General features: G+C 65.7%; 17 protein-coding genes and 1 pseudogene. 5 read left to right on the top strand and 13 right to left on the bottom strand.

Features of this window, described 5'->3' with window-relative positions; all coding sequences use genetic code 11:
• Window positions 1–172: 172 nt before the first annotated feature.
• From BLR94_RS26505 to BLR94_RS26525, 5 genes are all read right to left on the bottom strand, one after another.
• Complete coding sequence (locus BLR94_RS26505) at window positions 173–1522, bottom strand: sigma-54-dependent transcriptional regulator (RefSeq protein ID WP_084308920.1); 1350 nt, start codon at window positions 1520–1522, stop codon at window positions 173–175.
• Window positions 1519–3282, bottom strand: coding sequence for a sensor histidine kinase (locus tag BLR94_RS26510; protein WP_084308921.1), 1764 nt, complete (start codon window positions 3280–3282; stop codon window positions 1519–1521). The genes BLR94_RS26505 and BLR94_RS26510 overlap by 4 nt, the downstream gene beginning before the upstream one ends.
• 49 nt (window positions 3283–3331) lie before the next feature.
• Window positions 3332–3769 carry a DUF3301 domain-containing protein gene (locus tag BLR94_RS26515; RefSeq protein WP_084308919.1) on the bottom strand — a complete coding sequence of 146 codons (438 nt, stop codon included), beginning with the start codon at window positions 3767–3769 and terminating at the stop codon, window positions 3332–3334.
• A 169-nt stretch (window positions 3770–3938) separates the two neighbouring features.
• Complete coding sequence (ybaL, locus tag BLR94_RS26520; protein WP_084308918.1) at window positions 3939–5633, bottom strand: YbaL family putative K(+) efflux transporter; 1695 nt, start codon at window positions 5631–5633, stop codon at window positions 3939–3941.
• A gap of 187 nt (window positions 5634–5820) precedes the next feature.
• Window positions 5821–6303 carry an acyl-CoA thioesterase gene (locus BLR94_RS26525; protein WP_084308917.1) on the bottom strand — a complete coding sequence of 161 codons (483 nt, stop codon included), beginning with the start codon at window positions 6301–6303 and terminating at the stop codon, window positions 5821–5823.
• 154 nt (window positions 6304–6457) lie between these two features.
• Here BLR94_RS26525 and BLR94_RS26530 point away from each other — a divergent pair, with 154 nt between their 5' ends.
• Both BLR94_RS26530 and BLR94_RS26535 read left to right on the top strand, forming a co-directional pair.
• Complete coding sequence (locus BLR94_RS26530) at window positions 6458–7189, top strand: tetratricopeptide repeat protein (protein ID WP_084308916.1); 732 nt, start codon at window positions 6458–6460, stop codon at window positions 7187–7189.
• Window positions 7190–7679: 490 nt separating this feature from the next.
• Complete coding sequence (locus BLR94_RS26535; RefSeq protein ID WP_084308915.1) at window positions 7680–9443, top strand: cation:proton antiporter; 1764 nt, start codon at window positions 7680–7682, stop codon at window positions 9441–9443.
• A gap of 87 nt (window positions 9444–9530) precedes the next feature.
• Here BLR94_RS26535 and BLR94_RS26540 read toward each other — a convergent pair whose 3' ends face one another.
• From BLR94_RS26540 to BLR94_RS26575, 8 genes are all read right to left on the bottom strand, one after another.
• A complete protein-coding gene (locus BLR94_RS26540; protein ID WP_070882474.1) occupies window positions 9531–9938 on the bottom strand; it encodes an SMI1/KNR4 family protein in 408 nt (135 codons plus the stop codon).
• Window positions 9939–10224: 286 nt separating this feature from the next.
• The gene (locus tag BLR94_RS26545) at window positions 10225–11082 is read right to left on the bottom strand and encodes a Tim44 domain-containing protein (protein ID WP_084308914.1); all 858 of its coding nucleotides are present in this window, start codon (window positions 11080–11082) and stop codon (window positions 10225–10227) included.
• 153 nt (window positions 11083–11235) lie between these two features.
• The gene (gene uvrD / locus BLR94_RS26550) at window positions 11236–13437 is read right to left on the bottom strand and encodes a DNA helicase II (RefSeq protein ID WP_084308913.1); all 2202 of its coding nucleotides are present in this window, start codon (window positions 13435–13437) and stop codon (window positions 11236–11238) included.
• Between the two features lie 1014 nt (window positions 13438–14451).
• Window positions 14452–15942, bottom strand: a complete 1491-nt coding sequence (locus BLR94_RS26555) for an amidase (RefSeq protein ID WP_084308912.1) — start codon at window positions 15940–15942, stop codon at window positions 14452–14454.
• Window positions 15943–15997: 55 nt separating this feature from the next.
• Window positions 15998–17635: an ABC transporter ATP-binding protein gene (locus tag BLR94_RS26560; protein WP_084308911.1), complete on the bottom strand. Its 1638-nt coding sequence runs from the start codon at window positions 17633–17635 to the stop codon at window positions 15998–16000.
• A 2-nt stretch (window positions 17636–17637) separates the two neighbouring features.
• Window positions 17638–18525, bottom strand: a complete 888-nt coding sequence (locus tag BLR94_RS26565) for an ABC transporter permease (RefSeq protein ID WP_084308910.1) — start codon at window positions 18523–18525, stop codon at window positions 17638–17640.
• Complete coding sequence (locus BLR94_RS26570; protein ID WP_084308909.1) at window positions 18525–19466, bottom strand: ABC transporter permease; 942 nt, start codon at window positions 19464–19466, stop codon at window positions 18525–18527. The genes BLR94_RS26565 and BLR94_RS26570 overlap by 1 nt, the downstream gene beginning before the upstream one ends.
• Before the next feature lie 63 nt (window positions 19467–19529).
• Complete coding sequence (locus BLR94_RS26575) at window positions 19530–21137, bottom strand: ABC transporter substrate-binding protein (RefSeq protein WP_084308908.1); 1608 nt, start codon at window positions 21135–21137, stop codon at window positions 19530–19532.
• Window positions 21138–21301: 164 nt separating this feature from the next.
• On the opposite strand from BLR94_RS26575, the gene BLR94_RS26580 reads away from it, so the two are divergent.
• The 3 genes and pseudogenes from BLR94_RS26580 to BLR94_RS26590 form a co-directional block, all read left to right on the top strand.
• Window positions 21302–22204 carry a LysR substrate-binding domain-containing protein gene (locus BLR94_RS26580; protein WP_084308907.1) on the top strand — a complete coding sequence of 301 codons (903 nt, stop codon included), beginning with the start codon at window positions 21302–21304 and terminating at the stop codon, window positions 22202–22204.
• A gap of 276 nt (window positions 22205–22480) precedes the next feature.
• Window positions 22481–24182, top strand: a pseudogene (locus BLR94_RS26585) (ShlB/FhaC/HecB family hemolysin secretion/activation protein).
• Window positions 24183–24197: 15 nt separating this feature from the next.
• On the top strand, window positions 24198–24585 hold a 388-nt coding region (locus BLR94_RS26590; protein WP_139207525.1), incomplete at its 3' end, for a two-partner secretion domain-containing protein.

The following is a 24585-nucleotide window of genomic DNA, read 5'->3' on the forward strand; positions in this document are numbered from 1 at the left end:
CTCGATCTCGTTATTCTTGTACGCATGGCAATGCGCTGGCGGGCTCGTTGCAGAAGCTGTGCCAGGCGCAGCGAGGCCCGGCCAGTGGGGCTCGAGACGAGATCGGAGCGGGAAGGTCTGGCAGCATTCCGCCAGGCCCGAGGGCGACCTGGCGGAATGTTGCCGGCAGGGGTCAGCGCGCGGCTGGGGGCTCGCCTTCCAGAAAGTCGGTGCGCAGCAGGCCGTGGCGCTGCATCTTTTCGTTCAGGGTGCGGCGCGGCAGTTGCAGCAGTTCGGTGACCCGCTTCATGTCGCCGTGGCAGCTGGCCAGGGCTTCGCGCAGGCACTGTGCCTCGAAGCTTTCCATGCGTGCGCCGAGCGAGTTATCCACAGCGGCTGACGGGTTCTCGGAGCCGGACAATGCCAGCACATGGCGCTCGGCAGCGTTCACCAGCTCGCGCACGTTGCCCGGCCAGTCGTGGGCCAGCAGATGGGCCAGCAGCGCGGGCGTGACCGTCGGCAGCGGGCGTTCGAAACGCTCGGCGATCTGCCGGGCGTAGTGCTCGAACAGCATGGGTACGTCTTCACGGCGTTCACGCAACGCGGGCAACTGCAGTTCGGCGACGTTCAGGCGGTACAGCAGATCCTGGCGGAATCGTCCTTCGCGTACGCGCTCGTGCAGATCCGGCTTGGTGGCGGTCACCACGCGCAGGTCGAGGGCGATCACCTGATTGGAACCGAGCCGCTCGAGCTGGCGCTCCTGCAGCACACGCAGCAGTTTGACCTGCTGGCCCAGGGGCATGCTTTCGATTTCGTCGAGAAACAGGGTGCCGCCGTTGGCATGTTCGAGCTTGCCGATCCGCTTGCCCTGGGCGCCGGTGAAGGCACCGCTCTCATGGCCGAACAGTTCGCTCTCGAAGAGATTTTCCGGGATGGCCGCACAATTGAGGGCGACGAAGGGGCCGTTGGCGCGCGCGCCGAAGTCGTGCAGGCAGCGGGCGACCAGCTCCTTGCCGCTGCCGGTTTCGCCACGCATCAATACGTTGGCCGGCGTTCGCGCCAGTTCCAGCACCTGCCGACGCAGCTGCACCATGGCCGTGGAGAACCCGAGCAGGCGTCCGGCCAACTCGTCCTTGTGCTCGACCTGCTGGCGCAACTGGCGGTTCTCCTGGGTCAGTCGACGCTTTTCCAGTGCGCGGCGCAGGCTGCCGAGCAGGCGCTCCGGGGTGAAGGGTTTCTCGATGAAGTCGTAGGCGCCCAGGCGCATGGCTTCCACGGCCTGGGGCACGTCGCCATGGGCGGACACCAGCAGGAATGGCAGTTCGGCGTCGCGGGCCTGCACCTGTTCCAGCAGTGCCATGCCATCCATCCCCGGCATGCGCAGGTCGCTGATCACCACCCCGGGAAAGTCCTCGGGCAGCAGTTCCAGGCACTCGCGAGCACTGGCGCACAGCTGTACCTGAAAGCCGGAGCGCTCCAGCCATTGGCGCACCGCTTCGCGGATGGGTGCCTCGTCATCGACGAAAATCACGCTGGGAATCATGCGAACTCCTGTGGGGCGTTGGCGGCGGGCAGGCGCAGGGTGAAGCGGGCGCCGCCTTCGGGGCGGTTGCTGGCCTGCAGGTCGCCATCCAGTTCACGCACGATGGCGTAAGACACCGCCAGGCCGAGTCCCAGGCCATCGCCGACTGGTTTGGTGGTGAAGAAAGGATCGAACAATTGCGGCAATGCCTGTGCATCGATACCCGCGCCCGTGTCGTCGATATGCAGCGACCAGTGAGCGTCTGCGAGTATCAGCTCGAACGACAGGCATGGGGCGGGGTGATCCTGCATCGCATCGAGGGCATTGCGGATCAGATTGACCAGCACCTGTTCCAGGCGTATCGCATCGCCGGCCACCCAGGCGGGCTGCTCCGGCGTGCGCCGGATGTGCACCTGGACATCGCGCAGGCGCGGTTCCAGCAGCTGCAGGGCCTTGTCGAGCACGGCGCCCAGCTCCAGGGTTTCGCGCAAGCCGCCGGGGCTCTTGCGGGCGTAGGTTTTCAGGTGCCCGGCCAGGGCGGCCATGCGCTGCAGCAGTTCTTCATGACGCACCAGGGACTGGCGCGCCTCTTCCAGCTCGCCATCGGCGAGGATCATGCGCAGCGTGCCGAGGTGCACCTGCAGGGCGGTGAGCGGCTGGTTGATCTCGTGGGCGAGGGCCGCGGACATCTGACCCAGGGCGGCCAGTTTGGCGGCTTGTACCAGGCCCTCCTGGGCGGTTCGCAGCGCCGCCGTGCGTTGCTCGACCAGCGCCTGCAAGTCATCGCTGGCACGCTGGCGCAGCCGGGCGATGCGCCAGCGCTGATGCACCACCAGGCCGAGCAGAAACAGCGCCAGCCATGCACCGCCGGCAGCCAGGCTGGCGGCATGCGCGCTGTCGTCGATGCTGCGGGTGTCGCGCAGCAGGTGCAGCGTCCAGTCCTCGCTGCTCAGGGCACGGGTTTCCCACAGGTAGTCGCCGGCCAGATCCGGGCTGTCGACGCGCACCAGGCGGCCTTCATCGCCGAAAGACTGGCGCTGCCGGTAATTCAACGGCGCCAGGGGCTTCTTGTCGTATTGGCGGGTGGCTGCGAGCCTTTCGCGCATGGCCGTGGAGATAGGCAGCAGCTCGCGGTATCGCCAGGCGGCACGGTTGGCGATAAAGGTGATGCCCTGCCGGTCGCTGACCAGCAACACGTGGGGGCTCTGGCTCCATGCCTGCTCGATGCCGGGGAATTCCAACTTGACCACCACGGTACCGAGAAACCGTCCGCTGCCATCGCGTACCGCGTGGGACAGGAAGTAGCCGGGGATACCACTGGTCACGCCCACCGCATAGAAGCGCCCGGTATCCTGGCCGCGCGCCTCGCTGAAATAGGGGCGGAAGCTGTAGTCGTGGCCGACGTAGCTGGTCGGCAGGCGCCAGTTGCTGGCGGCAACGCCCAGCCCTTCGGCATTCATCACCTGCAGCGTCGAGGAATGGGCAGCGGCGTTGATGGCTTCCAGCTTGAGGTTCAGGCGGTGTTGCAGCATCGGGGTGAGCGGATGCTGCAGGGCCTCCTTCAGCTCGGGGTCGAGCGCCAGCACCGCCGGCAAGGCGCGATAGCGGTCGATCAGGGTCTGCAGGGTGCCGGCATAGGCGGCCAGTTGTTCCTGTGCCTGCTGCCCGGCTTCGGCGAGGCGATGACGCTCGGCCTGGCGTTCGGCCAGGTAGGCAGAAAGGCCCAGGCCCACGACCAGCAGGATCGTCAGCAGAGCGAGGCGCAGAGAGCGGGACGACATGAAAGCGGATTCGCCAGGCAGATGAGCGGCGACCATAGCACAGCGTCGATCAGCCCGATCGATCCCGTGGGCCTGGGTGGTCACGCTGCCATTGTTGCAGCTCGATCACCTGGCCAGACTGGCTTTTTCTCGGCGTCGGCGTCGGCGTCGGTGGCAGTGCTGGCGAAGGCTCGCGGAATGGGTAGGGGTCCAGTTCGATCTGGCCCAGGTGCGCGCCGAACATGACGATGCGTCCGCCATGGCGCTGTTCGCCGGTGACCGTGAACTCGAAGCCGTAGACCCGTGCGAAGCGACGGTTGCCACGGCCATCACGGACGATGGCGAAACGCTGGAAGGCGACGTTGCCGTCGAGCAGTTCGATATCCAGCTTGCCGCAGTGCTGCTTGACCAGCGTCAGCGCGCGCTCGCGAATACCGTGGCCGTGCCACAGCCAGGTGGCAGCGGCGCCGAGAAGCAGCAGGATGAACAGGTTGCCGAGGGTCAGCATGGGGCACGGGCTCGGGACGATGGGCGCTCAGCTTACCTGATCTGCCATGGCCGGTGCCGCCCTCGATGGGTTCACTGCCCCTGCAATTGCCGCGTCCCGGGCTGACGAATGAACCTATCGTCAGCCCTCCGGCCGCTGCCGAGAGCAACGACAGGGCAGCGCCGTCGGCCTACTGGGCGATCGGAGCGGGGGGCTGCAGCCCCAGGCGCTCGAACATCACCCGGGCGATTTCCCGTTCGCCCATCACCACCAGGTCGGCGTTGTGTTCGCGCAGGTAATCGACCTCATCGTCGAAGTGGGCGCGGGCGATGATGTCCAGGCCGGCATTGGCCTGACGGCCATGCAGGGCGATCTGCCCGGCCTCCAGGCTGTTGGGGATGGCGATCATCAGCCAGCGCGCCTGGGCGACGTTGGCCAACTCCAGCACGTGGGTGCTGGCGGCGTTGCCGAGCACCACGCTGAAGCCTTCCTCGCGCAGTTCCTGGGCGCGGGTACGGTTGTCGTCGATGATCACCAGCGGCACGCCCTCGCCACGCAGGCGCTTGCTGATCCGGCTGCCGACACGGCCATGACCGATGAGGATGGCGTGGCCGACTTCGCTGATCGGGTGCAGGTCGTTGTCTTCACTGTCCGCCACGCTGACCTGATCGGCCGGCGTGGTGTGTTCGCGGCGATCGAGCCATGGCTGCAGGCGGTCGATCAGCAGGAACAGCAGCGGGTTGCAGAGGATGGAAAGGATCGCGCCGGCCAGCACCAGGTCGCGGCCCGCTTCCGGCACCAGATTCAGGCCGATGCCCAGGCCGATCAGGATGAACGAGAACTCACCGATCTGCGCCAGGCTCACCGAAATGGTCAGCGCCGTGCTCAGGGGTTTGCGGAACGCCATCACGATCAACATCGCCGCCAGGGATTTGCCGAGCACGATGACCAGGAAGGTGCCCAGCACCAGCAGTGGCTGGTCGAGCAGGATCGACGGGTTGAACAGCATGCCCACCGAGACGAAGAACAGCACGGCGAAGGCGTCGCGCAACGGCAGCGAGTCTTCGGCTGCCTTGTGGCTGTACTCCGACTCGTTGAGGATCATCCCGGCGAAGAACGCACCCAGGGCGAAGGACACCCCGAACAGCTGCGCCGAGCCATAGGCGATGCCCATGGCGATGGCCAGCACGGCCAGGGTGAACAACTCGCGCGAGCCAGTACCGGCGCTGCGTTCCAGCAACCAGGGAATGACCCGACGTCCGACGACGATCATCAACACGACGAAGGCGCTGACCTTGCCGAGGGTGATCAGCAACTGCATGCCGATGCTGCTGGAGCCGTCGCCCTGAGGAATGCCACCGAGTACACCGGACAGGGCCGGCAGCAGCACCAGCGCCAGCACCATCACCAGGTCTTCGACGATCAGCCAGCCCACGGCGATCTTGCCGCGGCGGGTGTCGATCAACTGGCGCTCTTCCAGGGCGCGCAGCAATACCACGGTACTGGCCACCGACAGTGCCAGGCCGAATACCAGGCCGGCGCCCCAGCCCCAGCCCATCGCCCAGGACAGGCCCATGCCCATCAGGGTGGCGACGGCGATCTGCACCACGGCGCCGGGAATGGCGATGTGCTTGACCGACATCAGGTCTTTGAGGGAGAAGTGCAGGCCCACGCCGAACATCAGCAGTATCACGCCGATCTCGGATATTTCGTGGGACAGCTCCTTGTCGGCAACGAAGCCTGGCGTGAAAGGGCCGACGACCACGCCTGCGAGCAGGTAGCCTACCAGTGGCGACAGACGCAGGCGGTTGGCCAGGCTGCCGAACAGGTAGGCCAGCACGAAGCCGGCGGCGATGGTCGCGATCAGGGGGGTGTGATGAGGCATGCGTTCTCCCTATGAACAGAAGGGCCTGGCATGCCTGCGCGGCAGGGAATACAGCGCAGAACAGCATAGCGGCCAGGGTCGGATTGCCCGACCATAAAGACCGATATTTTATATTAAAAATTTACTTATAACTAAAGGGTCTTTATACAGGATGTGTCCGTGCATGCTGCGGGTGCGCTAGACCTTGTCACGCCTCGCCTTTGAGGGCGCGGTAGCGGTTTTCCAGCTCCTGGCGGATCTCGCGGCGCTGTTGGCCCTGATCGAAGCGCCGACGCTCCTCGGATGTCTGAGGTTGACGGGGCGGCACTTCGGTGGATCTGCCCTGCTCGTCGACCGCCACCATGGTGAAGAAGCAACTGTTGGTGTGGCGCACGGAGCGCTCGCGGATGTTCTCGGTGATCACCTTTATGCCCACTTCCATCGATGTCCGGCCGGTATAGTTGACCGAGGCGAGGAAGGTCACCAGTTCGCCGACGTGTACCGGTTCGCGAAACGTCACCTGGTCCACCGACAGCGTCACCACGTAGCGACCGGCGTAGCGACTGGCGCAGGCGTAGGCCACTTCGTCGAGGTACTTGAGCAGGGTGCCGCCGTGTACATTGCCGGAGAAATTGGCCATGTCCGGGGTCATCAGCACGGTCATCGTCAGTTGGGCGTTTCCGGGTTCCATAATCTCTGGCTCGTCAGGTTGAAAGGGCGCGATTGTCCGCCATGTGTACGGCGCTGGCTGGTCGATTGTGTCTATGTACTCGATTGCTGTGACGTATGTAAGAGTATTTCAAGCCGCTTGGGCAATGTCCGCCACTCCTCGACAAGGAAGATCCATGAAGCGCATTTTCGTTTCCCATGCCCTGCTGTTGCTGCTGGTCGGTGCCGCCCAGGGCGCCCCGCAGGCCTGCAACAGCGTCAGCCTGTGCAACGCTGCCGGTACCGCAGCCTATCAGGCGGGCCGCTACGACGAGGCGACCGATGCCTTCGAGCGCCAGTTGCGGCGTGCCGAGCAGGCGCAGGACAGCGCCGCCCGCGAACTGGCCCTGAACAATCTGGTGGTGACCAGCCTGCGCCTCCGGCAACCGGGCCAGGCACGGGCCTGGTTGAACCTGGCCCTGAACGACGGCATGCAGGGGGCGGCTACCCGCCAGAACCTGCGTTCGGTATCCGCCGGGCTCGATTACCAAGCCCTTGGCGCCAGCCTCGAGGGGCACTATCTGCGTTATTCCGGATCGGCGCTGTGGAGCAGCCTGGACATCAATCGCCAGCCGGATGGCAGCTATCGCGCCCATTTCTCTCCGTTGCGTGCGGGTGCCAAGGTCGAAGAGTACGGCCCGGCTGCCATCGGTGATCTGCAGGGCGCGCTGCAAGGCGAGAAAGCCTATTTTCAACTGACGGCCGCCGATCTGCTGCGGGGCTGTGCCGTCGAGCTGTTTCAAGAAGGTCTGGATATTCGGGTACTGGAAGTCTTTGACGCGCAGTGCCAGCAATACGGGGGCGCAGGTATCAACGTGGCGGGCAACTACCTGAAAGTCAGTGCCGAACCACAGCAGCAACAGCGCTGACAGCTGCTTTGTGACGATACCCGGGTACGGCTGCCCTGGGTATTGCCGCTCGACCACAGGCCATGGAGGGGCCTCAGCGCGATCCAGGATCACCAGCAAGGCGAATTCCTACAGGGGCCTGTGCGCCGATTTCGGCCATGACCTGGCGGCAGGTTCGCGGCTGCCGCTGACGGTCATGCGGCGTTCCTCTGTGGGAGCGAGGGGGCATGCCCAACGCCAGTGAAGGCGTCCGTGCCACGTGTTGCCGGTGACCTGGAAACGGCGTCGCACGTCTTTGCGCAGGTGCCTGTAACGCCGCGTATGGCGTGCGCTTGGTGGCAAATGTTTCCGAATATTGCCATGTCGCGACGGCTACGACTCGGATGTTAACCTGCGGTCGAAGCGGTTCAGCAACGAACCTGCATCCCCCTCTTTCAGCAACCTTGCATGCGCCATCGAGCCGCCGCCCGAGCTGGTGCCTGCCTGTCCAAAAACAAGGAGCCGTTCCGTCATGCATGCCATCAGCTTCATCCAGGATCTAGCGGTGATCATGCTGGTGGCCGGGGTGGTCACCGTACTGTTTCACCGCTTCAAGCAGCCGGTGGTGCTCGGCTACATCCTCGCCGGCTTCCTGATCGGCCCGCATACGCCGCCCTTCGGCCTGATCCACGATGAAGAGACCATCCGCACCCTCGCCGAACTGGGGGTGATCTTCCTGATGTTCTGCCTGGGGCTGGAGTTCAGCCTGCGCAAGCTGTTCAACGTCGGTGCCACCGCCTTCATCGCGGCGTTCCTGGAAATCATCCTGATGATCTGGATCGGTTTCGAGATTGGCCGCTATTTCGGCTGGAGCACCATGGATTCGCTGTTCCTCGGCGCCATCCTGGCGATTTCCTCGACCACCATCATCATCAAGGCGCTCGGCGACCTGAAGATGAAGAACGAGCGCTTCGCCCAACTGATCTTCGGTGTCCTGATCGTCGAGGACATCCTTGGCATCGGCATCATCGCGCTGCTTTCCGGTATCGCCCTGAGCGGCAGCGTGGAAACCGGCGAGGTGTTCGCCACCGTCGGCAAGCTGTCACTGTTCATGATCGTCGCCCTGGTCATCGGCATCATCCTGGTGCCACGCATCCTCGCCTACGTGGCCAGGTTCGAGAGCAACGAGATGTTGCTGGTGGCGGTGCTGGGCATGTGCTTCGGTTTCTGCCTGCTGGTGGTCAAGCTGGAATACAGCATGGTGCTGGGCGCCTTCCTGATCGGCGCGATCATGGCCGAATCGCGCCAGCTGGTGCAGATCGAGCGTTTGGTCGAACCGGTTCGCGACATGTTCAGCGCGATCTTCTTCGTCGCCATCGGCCTGCTGCTCGACCCCAACGTACTGATCGAATACGCCTGGCCGATCGCGGTGATCACCGTCGCCGTTATCGTCGGCAAGGTGTTCTCCTGCGGCATCGGTGCTTTCATCGCCGGCAACGACGGGCGCACCTCGTTGCGCGTCGGCATGGGTCTGTCGCAGATCGGCGAGTTCTCTTTCATCATCGCCACCCTGGGCATGACCCTGCAGGTGACCAGCGACTTCCTCTACCCGGTGGCGGTGGCCGTCTCGGTGATCACCACCCTGACCACGCCGTACCTGATCCGCTCGGCCGACCCCCTGGCGCTGAGCCTGGGTAAGGTCATGCCGCAGCGCGTGTCGCGGGTGTTCTCGCTGTATGGCGAGTGGCTGCGCAGCATCCAGCCGCAAGGCCAGGGCGCGATACTGGCAGGGATGATCCGCAAGATCGTCCTGCAGGTACTGGTCAACCTGGCGTTCGTGGTGGCGATCTTCCTCGGCATCGCCTTCTTCGCTGCGCAGATCGGCGCCTGGCTGGGGCAGTGGCTCGATCAGGAAAACCTGCGCAAGGCGGTGATCTGGGGCGCTGCGCTGTTGCTGTCGTTGCCTTGCCTGATCGCGGCATACCGCAAGATCAAGGCGCTCTCCATGCTGCTCGCCGAGATGGGCGTGCGCCAGGAGAAAGCCGGCCGCCATACGGCGCGGGTGCGCAAGGTGATTTCCGAGGTGATTCCGCTGCTCTCGCTGGTCGGCATCATGGTGCTGCTGACGGCGTTGTCGTCGAGCATCCTGCCGTCCAACGACATGCTGCTGCTGGTCGGTGTCGTCGCCGCCGCTGTGGTGGCCGTGCTGTGGCGCTGGTTCATCCGCGTGCACACACGCCTGCAGATCGCCCTGTTCGAAACGCTCGACAAGCCCGATACACCCGGCCATCACTGAAACGACAAGGGCGCCAACAGGCGCCCTTGAGTGTTGTTTGCAAGCGAACCTGCCTTGGCGTTGAGCGCCAGCCGCCCGTGCGTGGTGTCATTCCTCCAGCCAGACTTCACGCACCCAGTGCCAGACCGAGTCCCAGCTGTCGTCGGTGAGGTCCTCTTCTTCGCCGTCCCACAACAGTACGGTGCCATCCTGCTCGACGCAGTAGTAGTTGCCCTGATCCTCGCAGATCGGCACCAGCTCCCGGGATACCCCCAGGGACCAGGCGACCGAGGCCACTTCCGGCAGGTAGGTGTGCGACTGTGGGTCGGTGACCGTCACCGGCTCCAGGCGACCGTAGACCACGTCGCTGACCTTGAGCAGGAATTCGCGCAGTTCGAACGGCAGGTTGATGAGGATCTGCTCCTCGATCTCCACCAGCAGTTCTTCGTCCGGCAACTCCAGGGGCACCGGCACCGGTTCGTTCAGTTCACGCAGTTGTTCGATGACTTCTTCCACGGGCGGCTCCAGTAGAGGTCGGCGATTCTCGGGATGTGGAAAGCACGAAGCGGACGAACGCCAGGTTCGCTGTCGTCTGGTTGGATGCTTGTGCAATAGCGCAGCTTTTTACGCTGAATGGAAAATAGCCACAAGTCGAAAAAAGGCAAAACGCCATGGCGCTCTGCATATGAGCCTTGCACGGGGCTTGTTGCCAATGACCGGGCCGTTTCGCACGGGTTCCCGAAAACCAGCGCCGAAAAACACGAAACCCGGGCAAGCCCGGGTTTCGTTATGCCGCGTGGGATCAGCCGTTCTGGCGGATACCGGCGACCAGCCAAGGCTGGTTTTCGCCAGTCGCGCGCTCGAGGCGCCAGCTTTCGCTGAAGACTTCGCCCTGGTCGAAACGCGAGGTCTTCGACACGCCGCTGAAGGTCAGGGTGGCGATGGTCTTGTCGGCGTGGTCGTCGACACCGTCCAGTTGCACGTCGAGGTTGTCGATGTAGGTGGACTGGAAGCCATCACCCAGATCCGCACGCTCGCGCTTGAGGAACTCCAGCAGTTGCGGGGTCACGAACTCGGCGATCTTGTCCATCTCGTTGGCATCCCAGTGCTGCTGCAAGCTCAGGAAATGCTCGCGACCGGCATTGATGAAGCTCTGCTCGTTGAACCAGGCAGGTGCGTTGATCACCGGCTTGATCGCAGCGGCGCTGCCGCCACCGAAGATCGACGGCTGAGCCGACGGCGGTTGGCCATGGGCCTCCCGCTGGAAGGGGGCACCACCGGCAGCCGCGACAGTCGGCTGCTGCTTCTGGCGACGGGCGGCCAGGAAGCGGAACAGCAGGAAGGCGATCAGGCCGAAGATCAGCATGTCCATGATCTGCAGGCCTTCGAAGCCATCACCCATGAACATCGAAGCCAGCAGGCCACCGGCGGCCAGGCCGGCCAGCGGACCGAGCCAGCGCGACGCGCCGCTGGCGGCCGCCGGCGTACGGCCAGGCGCGGCTGCGTTGGCGTTGGGCTGGGAGGGCGGCGTGGCCTGGCGGGTCTGGTGGCTCGGCGCGGCGCCGAAGGACTTGCCGCCGCCCATTCGCTTGGCGTCGGCAGTGAAACTGAAGGACAGGCCCAGGCAGAGCACCAGGGCAATACTGAGGAAACGCTGCATTATCGGTTTTCTCTTGGTTATTGAAACACTGAGGGGCATCTTGCCCGTGGCGGGCCGGCATGACCAGCAACAGAATGTTTCGAGCTTTTGCCCGGCCGGGGGACTGGCGCCGCGCCAGTCGGTCGCTATGCGGCTGGGCTGTCTTCCAACCGCTCAGAGTGCCTCGAGCTTGGCGTAGGCCAGCATCAACCACTTGCTGCCCTCGCTCTCGAAGTTCACCTGTACCCGCGCCTGTGGGCCGGAACCCTCGAAGTTGAGGATGGTGCCTTCGCCGAACAGCGAATGCTGCACACGCTGGCCGAGGCTGAACGGCGTGTCGGGTACCGCGCTGCCGGCGAACAGGCTGCTGCCGCTCATGCTGCGACTGCCGCTGCCGTAGGGGCGGCTGACGCTGTTCGACAGGCGTACTTCCTGCAGCAGCGGCGCGGGCACCTCGCGCACGAAGCGCGACACCTTGTTGTAGGTCTCGTTGCCGTACAGCCGGCGGGTTTCCGCGTAGCTGATCACCAGGTTGTGCATGGCCCGGGTGATGCCGACGTAGGCCAGGCGACGTTCTTCTTCGAGCCGACCGGGCTCTTCCAGGCTCATCTTGTGCGGGAACAGACCCTCTTCCATGCCGACCAGGAACACCCGCGGGAACTCCAGGCCCTTGGCGCTGTGCAGGGTCATCAGTTGGATGCTGTCCTCGTTCTCGGCGGCCTGGGTATCGCCGGCCTCCAGCGAGGCATGGCCGAGGAAGGCGGCCAGCGGCGTCTGCTCGTCGTCGCCGTCCTCGCCCTCGTAGGAGTCGAAGGCGCGTGCGGCGGAGACCAGCTCCTCGAGGTTTTCCACCCGGGCCTGGGCCTTCTCGCCCTTCTCGTCGCGGTGATAGGCCAGCAGGCCGGATTGCTCGATGACCAGCTGCGCCATGGCGTGCAACTGCATGCCCTCGACCTTCAGGGCCAGGGTATCGACCAGCTCGACGAAGGCATTCAGGGCGCTGGCGGCGCGCCCGCCGATGACCTTGGTGCCCACCGCCTCGTGCAGCGCGGCCCACATCGACAACTCGTTGGCCCGTGCGAACTGGCGCAGGGTCTCCACGGTCTTTTCGCCGATACCTCGGGCCGGGACGTTGATCACCCGCTCCAGGGCCGCGTCGTTGCCGCGCTGGTGGATCAGGCGCAGGTAGGCCATGGCGTTCTTGATCTCGGCACGCTCGAAGAAGCGCTGGCCACCGTAGATGCGGTAGGGAATCTTCTCGCGCAGCAGGGCCTCTTCCAGCACCCGTGACTGGGCGTTGGAGCGATAGAGAATGGCGATCTCGCTGCGCTTGAGGCCCTCCTTGCGCAGGGCATCCTCGATAGTCTCGACCACGTAGCGGGCTTCGTCGTGCTCGTTGAAGGCGGCGTACAGGCTGATCAGCTCGCCGTCGCCGACGTCGGTGCGCAATTCCTTGCCCAGGCGCCCCTGGTTGTTGGCGATCAAGGCGTTGGCGGCATTGAGGATGTTCGCCGTGGAGCGATAGTTCTGCTCCAGGCGGATGATCTCGGCACCGGCGAAATCGCTGTCGAACTGCTGGATGTTCTCGATCTTCGCGCCACGCCAGCCATAGATCGACTGGTCGTCGTCACCCACCACCATGAGGCTTTCGCCGCCCATGGCGAGGATGCGCAGCCAGGCGTACTGCACGGCGTTGGTGTCCTGGAACTCGTCCACCAGAATGTGCCGGAAACGGCGCTGGTAATGCTCCAGCAGGCCCGCATTGTTGCGCCACAGATCCAGGGCGCGCAGCAGCAGCTCGGCGAAATCGATGACCCCGGCGCGGGCGCAGGCCGCTTCGTAGGCTTCGTAGATGCCGCGCATGGTCGCCAGGAACAGATCGCCGCTGGCCTGAATGCCCTGCGGGCGAATGCCTTCGTCCTTCTGCCCGTTGATGAACCACTGCGCCTGTTTCGGCGGCCAGCGCTGCTCATCCAGGCCCAGTTCGCGGATCACCCGTTTGACCAGGCGTTGCTGGTCGTCGGAGTCGAGGATCTGGAAGTTCTCGGCCAGCCCGGCCTCGCGCCAGTGCGCCCGCAGCAGGCGGTGCGCGAGGCCGTGGAAGGTCCCCACCCACATGCCGGCCGGGCTCTGCCCGAGCACCTCTTCGATGCGATGGCGCATCTCGGCGGCGGCCTTGTTGGTGAAGGTCACCGAGAGGATGCTGTGGGGCGAGACACCCAGCCGCTGGATCAGGAAGGCGATGCGGTGCACCAGCACGCGGGTCTTGCCGGAGCCGGCACCGGCCAGCACCAGCTGATGGCCAGGCGGTGTGGTGACCGCATGGTGCTGGGCGGGATTGAGGGATGTGAGTCGTTGATCGAGGTCATTTTGCATCGCCGCATTCTAGGGGGGCACTTGCGCCACCACAAGCACAGGAGGGCGAGCCGTCGAGGGGCATCACGGCCTGGCGTCAGCGTGTGGCGAACACGCGATGACACGCTCCGCAGGCCGGAAGGGGCGGCGAGAGCCGCCTGTTTACCGCGTGCTCGAACGTGCCGTTCGCGGCGCCTCGAGTGCCAGGTAGCGCATGCTCTGCCCACCCTTGTATCTACGGCCTGCCATGTGATGTACCGTTGCTGAACGACAATGATCTTTAGCCGACAGATTGCCTGCGATGGCCGCAAAGGGAGCGTTAGCGGCCATTCGTAGGGTGGACGACGCTTTATCCGTCCACCGCTCTGTAACCGCAATGGTGGACAAAAAGAGCGTTGTCCACCCTACCGATGATAGGGGATGCCTTTCGATGGCGAATTGACGCTTGCGAGGTACCGAGCAAGACGGTATCTGCAGTCGCGCGCCGGGTCGATGCCGGCCAGTGCCGCAGGCAGTTTCTCCTGATGCGCGCCCAGCCGCGCGAAGCCAACAGCTCCGGCCACGGCCGAGAGGTCCAGGGCCAGGTTCTCGCTGTCGCGCAACAGGGCCAGGCAGGTGCTCGCCGGTTGCCGTGTAGATACCGTCGAGCAACGGTTCCATCACCGGGCCGACGAACGCCGAGGGGCGCTCCACGTCCAGCGCCGTCGGCGCCGGGCAAGTAGACGATCGGTGGTGGCGCGTTGTCCACGGTCACGCCTAGGGCCGGGAACCGCGCATGGAGCCGCTGAGCCGTTACGGCCTTGCCGAGCAACAGCGCAGTGGTGCCCCCGGCGTCGACGAAGTGGCTGCGCAGCAGGCTGGCGGCTTCGGCGCATCCCCGGGCTACCGCCATGCTGTAGTCAGTCGCAGGTGTACTCGATCACCGTCACGCCCCTGTGCGCAGCAGTGCCTTCTTGCATTGGCTGGCGGCGGTGTCTGCCAGCCAGGGGTTGTGCGAGGCAATCGGTCATGTCCCGCTCCTGTGGAGACGTTGGCTCAGGCGAAACCGAGGAAGCCTTCGGCCTCGCGCAGTGGCGTGGCACGCGTGAGGTAGTCCAGGTCCACCTGCGGGCGGCGCAGTTCGAGGTCGTCGGCGAACAGGGCCTCCAGCTCGGCGGCGAAGCCCAGGGTCCGCAGGTCGTCGCCGCGACGGCCGATGATCTGCAGGCCGAACGGCATGCCGTTGCGGTCGCGCCCGGCGGGCAGGGTCACGGAAGGATGGCCGGCGAGGGTCGAGGCGTAGGCCAGCGACAGCCAATGGTAGTAGCTCTGCGTCGGGCGGCCGTCGATCTGCTCGGGGTAGAGTTCGTGCCAGTCACGCGGGCTGATGGTGGTGGTCGGGGCGAGGATGAAATCGTGCTCCTCGAAGAACGCCTGCCAGTGGCGGTACAGCCGGGTCTGGTTGCCCAGCGCGCGGACCACGTCGAGCGCCGAGTAGCTTTCGCCTTCGCGGATGTTGTCGGTGATGTTCGGCCCCATTTGCTCCGGGTGGCGGTAGAGCAATTCGCGATGATGGCCCGAGAAGCCCAGCGCGCGGATCACCGCGAAGGTGTCGTCGGCGTCGCTGCAGTCGGGATGGGCGTTCTCGCACTGGGCGAAGACATGGCCGAAGCGCGTCAGCTTGTCGGCGAAGCTGTCGGCGACCAGGCGTTCGGTGAGGGTGAAGCCGAAGTCGCTGGTCACCGCGATCCTGGCGCTGCACAGGTCCACCGGCGGCAACTGGCGATACCCGGCGGCGTCGTGTGCCAGCGCACCGTCGATCACCGGTACCCAGGGGTCGCGGCGGTCGGCGCGGATCATCGAGGACAGCATCAGGCCCACGTCGCCGACGGTACGTGCCATCGGTCCGTTGATCGACATGGGCAACCAGCCCAGCGGGCGGTTGTGTCCGGGCACCAGGCCCGGCGTGGCGCGAAACCCTACCACGGCATTGAACGCCGCCGGGTTGCGCAGGCTGCCGCCGGTATCCGAGCCGGTGGCCAGCGGTGCCATGCCGCAGGCCAGTGCCACCGCCGAGCCGCCGGAGGAACCCGCTGCCGAGCGGCTCAGGTCGAAGGGGTTGGCGGTCACCCCGTAGACCGCGTTGCGGGTATTGCCACCGGCGCTCCACTCGGGGTTGTTGGCCTTGGCCATGACCAGCGCGCCGGCGTCGCGCAACTGGGCGACCATCGGGTCGTCGCCGCGGGCGATGTTGGCGGCGTAGATCGTGCTGCCGAAGGTGGTGGGCAGGCCGTTGACGTCGACCATGTCCTTCACGCACAGCGGCAGGCCGTGCAGGGCGCCGAGCGGGGTGCCGCGGTCGATGGCGCGCTGCGCCTCGCGGGCGGCCAGGCGCATGTTCTCGTAGTCGGCGGCGACCAACGCGTTGACCGCCGGGTTGACCGCCTCGGCGCGGGCGATACAGCTGTCCGCGAGTTCCACGGCGGAGAGTTTCTTGCTCGCCAGCAGGCGGCGCGCTTGCTGCGCACTCAAGTCGCAAGGTTGCATGTGAGGGTCTCGTTCAAGCGGGATGAAGGATGCGGTGCCAGGGCACCGCGGCGAATCAGGAGGCCGGGGCGAAGGCGGCGAAATCCCACGAGCGCCCAGGTGCGACCTCGATCAGCTGGCGCGTGTACGCGGCCTGCGGGGCACCGAGCACCTGCTGCGCGGGGCCGTACTCGACCACCTGGCCACGCTGCATCACCAGCACGTCGTCGCAGATCTGCGCGGCCACGCGCAGATCGTGGGTGATGAACAGCACGGCGATGCCCAGGCGCTTCTGGATGTCGTCGAGCAGCGCCAGGACCTGCGCCTGTACCGACACGTCTAGGGCGGATACCGCCTCGTCGGCGACGATCACCGAGGGCTCCATGGCCAGTGCCCGGGCAATGGCGATGCGTTGCCGCTGGCCACCGGAGAACTGGTGCGGGAAGCGCTGCATGGCATCCGCCGGCAGGCCGACCAGGGCCAGCAATTCGCTGGCGCGTGCCAGTGCCTGCTCGCGCGGCACACCGTAGTTCATCGGCCCCTCGATCAGGCTCTGGCCGACGCTGCGCCGCGGGTTGAGCGAGCGGTAGGGGTCCTGGAAGATCATCTGGATGCGCTGGCGGTGTGGCTTGAGCGCCGCCGGGCTCAGCTCGGAAATGTCCTGCCCGGCGACGCGGATGGCGCCGGAGGTCGGGTCTGTCAGGCGCATCACGCAGCGCGCCACGGTCGATTTGCCCGAACCCGACTCGCCGACGATACCCAGGGTGCGGCCCTCGTAGAGCTGGAAGCTGACATCCTGCACGGCCGCGGTGGCGGTGCGCAGGCGGCGCAGCAGGCGTCGGGGGCCGGCATAGACCTTGTGCAGCTCGGCGACATCGAGCACCAGGCGAGGCCCGCTGGCCGGCCGTGGCGCGCGCGGCGTCAGGCTCGGCACCGCCGCCAGCAGGTCGCGGGTATAGGCCTGCTGCGGGGTGGCCAGTACCTGGCGCAGCGGGCCCTGCTCGACGATGCTGCCGAGGTGCATGACGCAGACGCGGTCGGCGATGTCCGCCACCACGCCCATGTCGTGGGTGATGAACAGCACCGCGGTGCCGTGCTTGTCCTGCAGCTCGCGGATCAGTTTGAGGATCTGGTGCTGGGTGGTGACGTCCAGTGCCGTGGTGGGTTCGTCGGCGATCAGCAGGCGCGGTTTCAGCAGCAGCGCCATGGCGATCATGATGCGCTGGCGCTGGCCCCCGGAGAGCTGGTGCGGGTAGCTGTCATGGATGCGCTGGATGTCCGGCAGGTGCACCTGCTGCAGTGCGGCCAGCACCCGTTCGCGGCGCGCGGCGGCGTTGTCGTGGGTGTGCTGCGCGAGGACCTCGTCCAGCTGCCGGCCGACGCTGAGCACCGGATTGAGGGCGGTCATCGGCTCCTGGAAGATCATGGCCATGCGGCTACCGCGCAGCGCGGCCAGGCGTGCCGGCGTGGCCTGCAGCAGATCCTCGCCGTCGAGCAGGATGCGTCCGCCGCTGGCCCGCAAGGCACCCTGCGGCAGCAGGCCCATGGTGGTCAGCGAGGAGACCGACTTGCCGGAGCCGCTCTCGCCGACCAGGCACAGGGTCTCGCCGGCGTGAACCTCGAAGCAGATGCCGTTGAGGATCGGCCGCGGCTGGTCGCCGAGGGTCTCGATGTGCAGGTTCTCCACCTGCAGGACGGGGCGTGTGTCGTTCATGCTCAGCCCTCCCGGCGCTGCATTTTCGGGTCGAGGGCATCGCGCGCCGCGTCGCCGAGCAGGTTGACCGACAGAATGCACAGTGACAGCAGCAGGCCGGCCCAGAAGATCAGCGAAGGCTTGAGCTGAAAGAAGGTGCGCCCGTCGGCCATGATGTTGCCCCAGGTCGGGATCTCCGAACTCAGGCCGACACCGAGGAACGACAGGGTCGCCTCGGTGAGGATCGCCGCCGCGCAGATGTAGGTGCACTGCACGATCAACGGGGCCAGGGTATTGGGCATCAGATGGCGGCGGATGATGGTATGCGTGGGCGTGCCCATCAGCACGGCGGCCTCGACGAAGGCCTCTTCGCGTATCGACAGGACCTGGGAGCGGATCAGCCGTACCACCTGGGGGATCTCCGGGATCATGATGGCGATCATCAGCGTCCACAGGTTGGCGCTGGTCAGCGACACGATGGCGATGGCCGCGAGAATCCCGGGGATCGCCATCAGGCCGTCCATGAAACGCATCAGCAGCGCGTCGATACTGCGGAAGTAACCGGCCAGCAGCCCCAGAGGCAGGCCGACCAGCAGGGTCGCCAGGGCCACGCCGAGGCCCACCGTGAGTGACACCCGCGCGCCGTAGACCACGCGGGCGAAGAGGTCGCGGCCATAGGCGTCGGTGCCCAGCCAGTGTTCCGCGCTCATCGCTTGCAGGCGTTGGGCCGGGGCGATTTCGCTGGGGTCGTGGTGGGTCAGCCAGGGGGCGAAGATCGCCATGGCCACGATCAGTGAGAGGACGAGGCTCGCCACCAGCGTGGTACCACGCGGGCGCTGGCGAATCAGCCCGGCGAGCCGGCGCGGCAGCGTTCGCGCACCACTGAGCGGTGGGTAGGTTGTCTGGCTCATCAGTAGCGGATCCTCGGATCGGTGATCGCATAGGAAAGGTCGATCAGCAGGTTGATGACCACGTAGAGGCCGGCGGTGAGCAGGATCAGCGCCTGGATCACCGGGTAGTCGCGGGCGAGCACGGCATCCACGATCAGGCGGCCGAGGCCGGGAATGTTGAATACGCTCTCGGTCACCACGACGCCGGAGACCATCAGCGCAAAGCCGGCGCCAACGACGGTAAGAATCGGCACCGCAGCATTGCGCAGCGCATGCCGGAACAGCACCACGCGCTGACTGAGGCCCTTGGCGTGGGCGGTGCGAATGTAATCCTCGCCCAACACCTCGAGGACGCTGGCCCGGGTCATGCGGGCGATCAGCGCGATGTAAACCGAAGACAGCGTCAGGGCCGGCAGGACCAACCGCGAGACGAACTCGCCCAGGCCCTGGTCCAGGCTGCGAAAGCCCTGTACCGGGAGCCAGCGCAGTTCGATGGCGAACACCTGGATCAGCAGATAGGCGATGACGAACACCGGCACCGAGAAGCCCACCACCGAGCCGGACATCACCAGGTTGTCGACCCAGCTGCCCTGGCGCCAGGCGGCGATCACGCCCAGTGGCACCGAAACCATCACGGTGATCAGGATCGCAGCCAGGGCGAGGCTGACGGTGGGTTCCAGGCGCTGGGCGATCATCGAGCCGACCGATGTCTGGGAAATCAGCGAGGTGCCGAAGTCGCCCTGCAGCAGGTGGCCCAGCCAGAGCAGGAACTGGCTCAGCAAGGGCTCGTCCAGGCCCAGGGCCCGGCGGATGTTGGCCACCTGCTCGGGGTTGGCCATGTCGCCGGCGATGATGGTCGCCGGATCGCCCGGCGCCAGGCGCAGTAACAGAAATACGCTGAGCGCGACCACCAGCATGACCGGAATCGCGGTCAGCAGGCGGCGCAGAAAGTAACTGAGCATGGGAATCCCCGTTGCAGATGGTCAGGTGTTGGCGGCCCGCCCGCAGCTGCGCAGCGCCAGGTATCAGTCGGCCTTCTTCATGCCCCAGAAGGCCGTGACCGTGCCGTGGACGATGTCGCTCAGATCGTTGCGCCAGCTGGTGACGTTCTGGAATTGGCCCAGCGGTACGACGATCGCCTGGTCCATCGCGCGCTGCTGGACCGCCTCGGAAAGCGCCTTGCGTCGTGCCGGGTCGGTAGACAGCGAGAATTCGCTGCGCAGCGCTTCCAGGCGCTCGTCCTTGGGCCAGCCGAACCAGGCGTCATCGTCGCCGGTGGCGATCAGCGTGGGGTTCACGGCCGGGCTCCAGATGCTGTCCACCGCGAAGTTGGTGAAAATCATATTCCAGCCGCCCTCGGCCGGGGATTTCTTGCTGGCGCGCTGGCTGACCAGGGTTTGCCAATCCATCTGCTTGAGTTCCACGTTGAAGCCGGCCTTGCGCAATTGCTGGGCCACCACCATCGGTTGCGGTGCCAGGGTGGCGACGTCCGAAGGCTGCAGAATGACCACCGGGGTCTTCGCGTAGCCGGCCTCCTCGAGCAGGCGCCGGGCTTCGGCCAGATTGCCGTCCTTGAGCAGGGATTCGGCGCCGACCTCGGTGCTCTGCTCGGTGTTGCAGCCGAATACCGAACCGCACAACTGGTAGTAGCGCGGATCGCCGACCAGGGCGGCGAGCACGTCCTTCTGCTGGATGGCCAGCAGTGCTGCGCGACGAATGCGCAGGTCGTCGAACGGCGGTTGCAGGAAGTTCATGCGCGCCAGCGTTTGCATGCCGAGAGTGTCGAGCACGCCGCTGGTGATGTCCGGGTTGGCCTCCAGCAGCGGCAGCAGGTCGAAGGGCGTGCGTTCGATGTAGTCGATGTCGCCGCTATTGATGGCGTTCACCGTGGTTTGCATGTCTGGCATGTTGATCCACTCGACGCGATCGACAAAGACCCGCTTGCTGCCAGCGGTGCCGCTGGGGGCCTCGTCACGCGGCTTGTAGTCGGTGAATTTCTCGAACACTGCCTTCACCCCGGGCTGGAATTCGGCGTCGACGAAGCGGAATGGCCCGGAGCCGATGTGGTTGGCCAACGGCTGGCCCGGCGCGGTTTCGGCGACCTGCTGCGGCATGATGAAGGGGGCCACCGAGGACGGCTTGGCGATCAGTTCGAGCACATCGCCGAACGGCCGCTCGAGCTTGAGGACGAACTGCTTGTCGTTGAGCGGCTCCAGGCTCTCGACATTGGCCATCAGCAGCTTGCCGCCGGCGTCGAACACGCCCCAGCGCTTGAGCGAGGCGATACAGTCGCGGGAGGTCACCGCGGTGCCGTCGTGCCAGAGCAGGCCGTCTCGCAGGGTGAAGGTGTAGCTCAGACGATCGTCGGCCACCGTCCACTCGGCCATCTGCGGCTGCAGCCGGTTGTCGGCATCCAGGCCGATCAGGGTGTCGTAGACCATATAGCCATAGTTGCGCGCGATGGTGGCGCTGCTGGCGACCGGATCGAGGGCGCGCAGGGCGGCATGCATCACCGCGTGTACGGTGGTGTCTGCATGGGCCTGGCCGGCCAGCGACAGGCTGCTGGCCATCGCCAGCATGGCCAGCAGCTTGCGGCTCCGTGGTGCGTGGCGCAGGACGTTCGGCTCGTACATCTTCGCATACCCCTTCAACTGGTCTTCGGCGGAAAGTCGTGCCCGAGAGCCGCTGGGCACTCATGGGTCGTAGCCGATACTAGCGTTCGCGCCGATCATGTCGTTAGATGCATTTTTCGAGGATGGTATTGCCGTTCAGGCAATACCTGGAGAGGGCTGGGAAAATGACCGAACGAGTATTGGTGGACAGCGCGCTGCGCTACTTCCTGGCGGTGGTGCGCCAGGGCTCGATCAACAAGGCCTCGGTGCAGTTGCACGTGGCGCCTTCGGCGGTCAGCCGGCAGATCGCCAGGCTGGAGGCGGAGCTGGGTACCCAGCTGTTCGAACGCACCAAGGCGGGCATTCGCCTGTCCGCCTCGGGCGAACTGCTCGCCGACCATGCGCGCAGGGCCCGTCTGGAGGCGCAGCGGGTCGTCAACGAAATCACCGGGCTGGAAGGTATTCAGAAGGGCATGGTGCGCATCGCCAGCATCGAAGGCCCGGCGACCTACTTCCTGCCCCAGTTGATCAGCCGTTTTCGCGAACGCTACAGCGGCATCCACTTCGAGTTGATCGCCTGTTCCAACAGCAACGTCACTCGCCGCGTCCAGGAGGGCGTTTCGGACATCGGCCTGACCCTCAGCCCGCCGCCGGTACGCGGCATTCGCGTGGAAAAGCGCAGCATGGCACCGGTGCACGCGGTGATGAGTACCACCCATCCGCTGGCCTCGAAGCAGCAGGTCACCCTCGCGCAACTGGCGAGCTACCCGCTCGGCCTGCCGCAGGAGAACACCAACCTGCGCAATCTCTTCGACATCGCCTGCAGTCGGCAGGGGCTGCTGATCGAGCCGGTGATGGTCAGCAACTATGTCAATGCACTGATCGCCTTCTCCGCCACCGGTGGCGGAGTCACCCTGTTCGGCGAACTGTCCGTACGCCACCACAGCGACCGCGAGCGCCTGGCGGTGCTGCCAGTCAGAGACCGCGAGATGAGCGCGCGAACCATCGAAGTCCAGACGATGGCCGGGCGAACCCTGCCCAAGGGCGTCGCGGCTTTTCTCGAGCTGCTTTGCCAGGAGCTGGATTGAGCGAAGAGGGTCGAACAGCGTTCATTCGATTACCCGGAACGGCCTGTGCGGATCACTATGTATCTTTTTGTTTCATGATGATCGGGGCCCTCGAAGAGCTCCTAGAGGGCCCGCCGCTATGGCCTTCGTGCGTTATCGAGAACTCCAGCGCTCGGGGTCTGGAATCGCATTCGGCAGGTGCCGTTCGGCGATTTTGGACGGTGGTCGGGAACCCGGATCGCTCATCGAACGTCCGAGCGTTCAACTAATTCCTAGTTACCCGTCAGGAATGGACGCATGTTGCCACGCAATGGAATTGTCGCTTTGGGCCTTTGTTTTTCCCTGTCCCCCTGGAGTGCCAGCGCCCAGACGCCAGGCGAGCAGGAGCTGCTGCGCGAGCGCCAGGAGCGCGTGCTGCAGGAGCAGCAACGGCGCCTGCAGGAGCTGCAGCAACTGCCGGGGCGCCGGGCCGAGGCGCCCGCCGCGCCGACCAGCGCCGACGAGCGCCGACGAGCGCTGCTTCGCCATCGAACAGATCGAGATCAGCGGCGCCAGCCTGCTCTCCGAGGCTGACCGTGCGGCGATCCTCGCTCCCTTCGCCGACGCCTGCCTGGGCGTCAGCCAGCTCAACGGGCTGCTCAAGGCGATCACCGACCACTACATCGACCGCGGCTACGTGACCACCCGGGCCTACCTGCCGCAGCAGGACCTCTCGGCCCGCACGCTGAGGATCACCGTGGTCGAGGGGCGCCTGGAAGGGCTGGACAGCTCCTCGCTGGCCAGTGACCGAGAGCTGGCCATGAGCTTTCCCGGCGCGCCCGGCGAGGTGCTCGACCTGCGCGAGCTGGAACAACTGGTGGAGAACCTCAACCGCCTGCCGTCACGTTTCGCCAAGCTGGAGCTGGTGCCGGGCGAACAGGTGGGCGGCAGCCGTGTGCAGTTGCAGGGCGAGCGCAGCAAACCGTGGCGGGCGAGCCTGGCGCGGCACAACGACGGCCAGCGCAGCACCGGCGAGCAGCAATGGGGCATCGGCCTGGACTGGGACAGCCCGCTCGGCCTGGCCGACCAGCTGAGCCTGCGCGCCTCGCGCGACGCGGTCAGCGACAGCTACCGCCATTCCCACAGCCAGAGCCTGTACTACAGCCTGCCCTACGGCTGGTGGACCTTCAGCTACAACTACGGGCAGTCCTCCTACCGCACCACCGCCGATATCGATGGCTTCGCCTTCGAGACCGACGGCGACTACCAGAACCACAACCTGCGCGCCGAGCGGGTGCTGCACCGCGACAGCGTCAGCAAGACGGCCGTCAACCTGGGGTTCGGCCACGTGCGCAGCAACAACTTCATCGAAGACAGCCGCATCGACTTCTCCAGCAACCGCCTGAGCGAGTGGCAGCTGGGCTTCAACCACGGGCGGCGCGTCGGCAGCGCCTTCGTCAACCTGGATGCCGGCTGGCAGCGCGGCATCGGTGCCTTCGATGCCCAGGGAAACGGTGATCCCCAGGGCTCCGATCCCGTCGCCCGCTACAACAAGTACACCCTCACCCTGAGCTACCTGCAGCCCTTCAGCCTGTGGGGCGAGCGCTTCAGTTTCGACAGCCTGGCCACCGGGCAGAAGAGCGAGGACGTGCTCTACAGCCCCTCGCGCATCAGCATCGGCGGGCTCAACTCGGTACGCGCGTTCAAGGACCAGTCGCTGTCCGGCGACAGCGGCGGCTACTGGCGCAACCAGCTGCGCTGGAGCCGGCCCGTCACCTGGGCGCCGCTGCAGCCCTTCGTGCAGCAGTACGGCGCGGCGCTGGCCTACGACGTCGGGGTGATCAGCCACGACAGCCACAACGACGGCGCCAGCGGGCGCATGAGCGGCCATGCCCTGGAACTCAGCGCGCGTGGCGAGCACCTCGCCGCCTCGGTGACCTTCGCGCATTCCCTGGAACGTCCCGATGCCTTCACCGAGGGTGAACGGCCGGTGTATTTCCGCCTGGATGTGTTTTTCTGATTCGGAGCTTTCCACATGGACGTTCGCCGCCCCTTTTTCCAGCACATCGCCCTGATCGTTGCCGGGGTGATGTTCCTTAACCCCATCGTCGCCACGGCCGCGCAACTGACCGTGGATGCCCAGGCGGGCGGCAACACCAGCGTTGGCCAGGCCGGCAACGGCGTGCCGATCGTCAACATCGCCACGCCCACCGGCAGTGGCCTGTCGCACAACAAATTCAGCGACTACAACGTGGGGCAGCAGGGGCTGATCCTCAACAATGCCAGCGAGCGGCTGCACAATTCCCAGCTGGGCGGGATCATCGTCGGCAACCCGAACCTGCAGGGCGGTGCCGCCAACGTCATCCTCAATGAGGTCACCGGCAGCAACCGCAGCCAGCTCAAGGGCTACACGGAAGTGGCAG

Origin of the sequence: Phytopseudomonas flavescens (genome assembly GCF_900100535.1) — a bacterium.
Lineage (GTDB): Bacteria > Pseudomonadota > Gammaproteobacteria > Pseudomonadales > Pseudomonadaceae > Aquipseudomonas > Aquipseudomonas flavescens.

Bases quoted from the DNA above. Each gene is read 5' to 3' on its own strand.
- BLR94_RS26505 (WP_084308920.1), bottom strand. From the start codon at position 1,522: ATGATTCCCAGCGTGATTTTCGTCGATGACGAGGCACCCATCCGCGAA.
- BLR94_RS26510 (WP_084308921.1), bottom strand. From the start codon at position 3,282: ATGTCGTCCCGCTCTCTGCGCCTCGCTCTGCTGACGATCCTGCTGGTC.
- BLR94_RS26515 (WP_084308919.1), bottom strand. From the start codon at position 3,769: ATGCTGACCCTCGGCAACCTGTTCATCCTGCTGCTTCTCGGCGCCGCT.
- ybaL (WP_084308918.1), bottom strand. From the start codon at position 5,633: ATGCCTCATCACACCCCCCTGATCGCGACCATCGCCGCCGGCTTCGTG.
- BLR94_RS26525 (WP_084308917.1), bottom strand. From the start codon at position 6,303: ATGGAACCCGGAAACGCCCAACTGACGATGACCGTGCTGATGACCCCG.
- BLR94_RS26530 (WP_084308916.1), top strand. From the start codon at position 6,458: ATGAAGCGCATTTTCGTTTCCCATGCCCTGCTGTTGCTGCTGGTCGGT.
- BLR94_RS26535 (WP_084308915.1), top strand. From the start codon at position 7,680: ATGCATGCCATCAGCTTCATCCAGGATCTAGCGGTGATCATGCTGGTG.
- BLR94_RS26545 (WP_084308914.1), bottom strand. From the start codon at position 11,082: ATGCAGCGTTTCCTCAGTATTGCCCTGGTGCTCTGCCTGGGCCTGTCC.
- uvrD (WP_084308913.1), bottom strand. From the start codon at position 13,437: ATGCAAAATGACCTCGATCAACGACTCACATCCCTCAATCCCGCCCAG.
- BLR94_RS26555 (WP_084308912.1), bottom strand. From the start codon at position 15,942: ATGCAACCTTGCGACTTGAGTGCGCAGCAAGCGCGCCGCCTGCTGGCG.
- BLR94_RS26560 (WP_084308911.1), bottom strand. From the start codon at position 17,635: ATGAACGACACACGCCCCGTCCTGCAGGTGGAGAACCTGCACATCGAG.
- BLR94_RS26565 (WP_084308910.1), bottom strand. From the start codon at position 18,525: ATGAGCCAGACAACCTACCCACCGCTCAGTGGTGCGCGAACGCTGCCG.
- BLR94_RS26570 (WP_084308909.1), bottom strand. From the start codon at position 19,466: ATGCTCAGTTACTTTCTGCGCCGCCTGCTGACCGCGATTCCGGTCATG.
- BLR94_RS26575 (WP_084308908.1), bottom strand. From the start codon at position 21,137: ATGTACGAGCCGAACGTCCTGCGCCACGCACCACGGAGCCGCAAGCTG.
- BLR94_RS26580 (WP_084308907.1), top strand. From the start codon at position 21,302: ATGACCGAACGAGTATTGGTGGACAGCGCGCTGCGCTACTTCCTGGCG.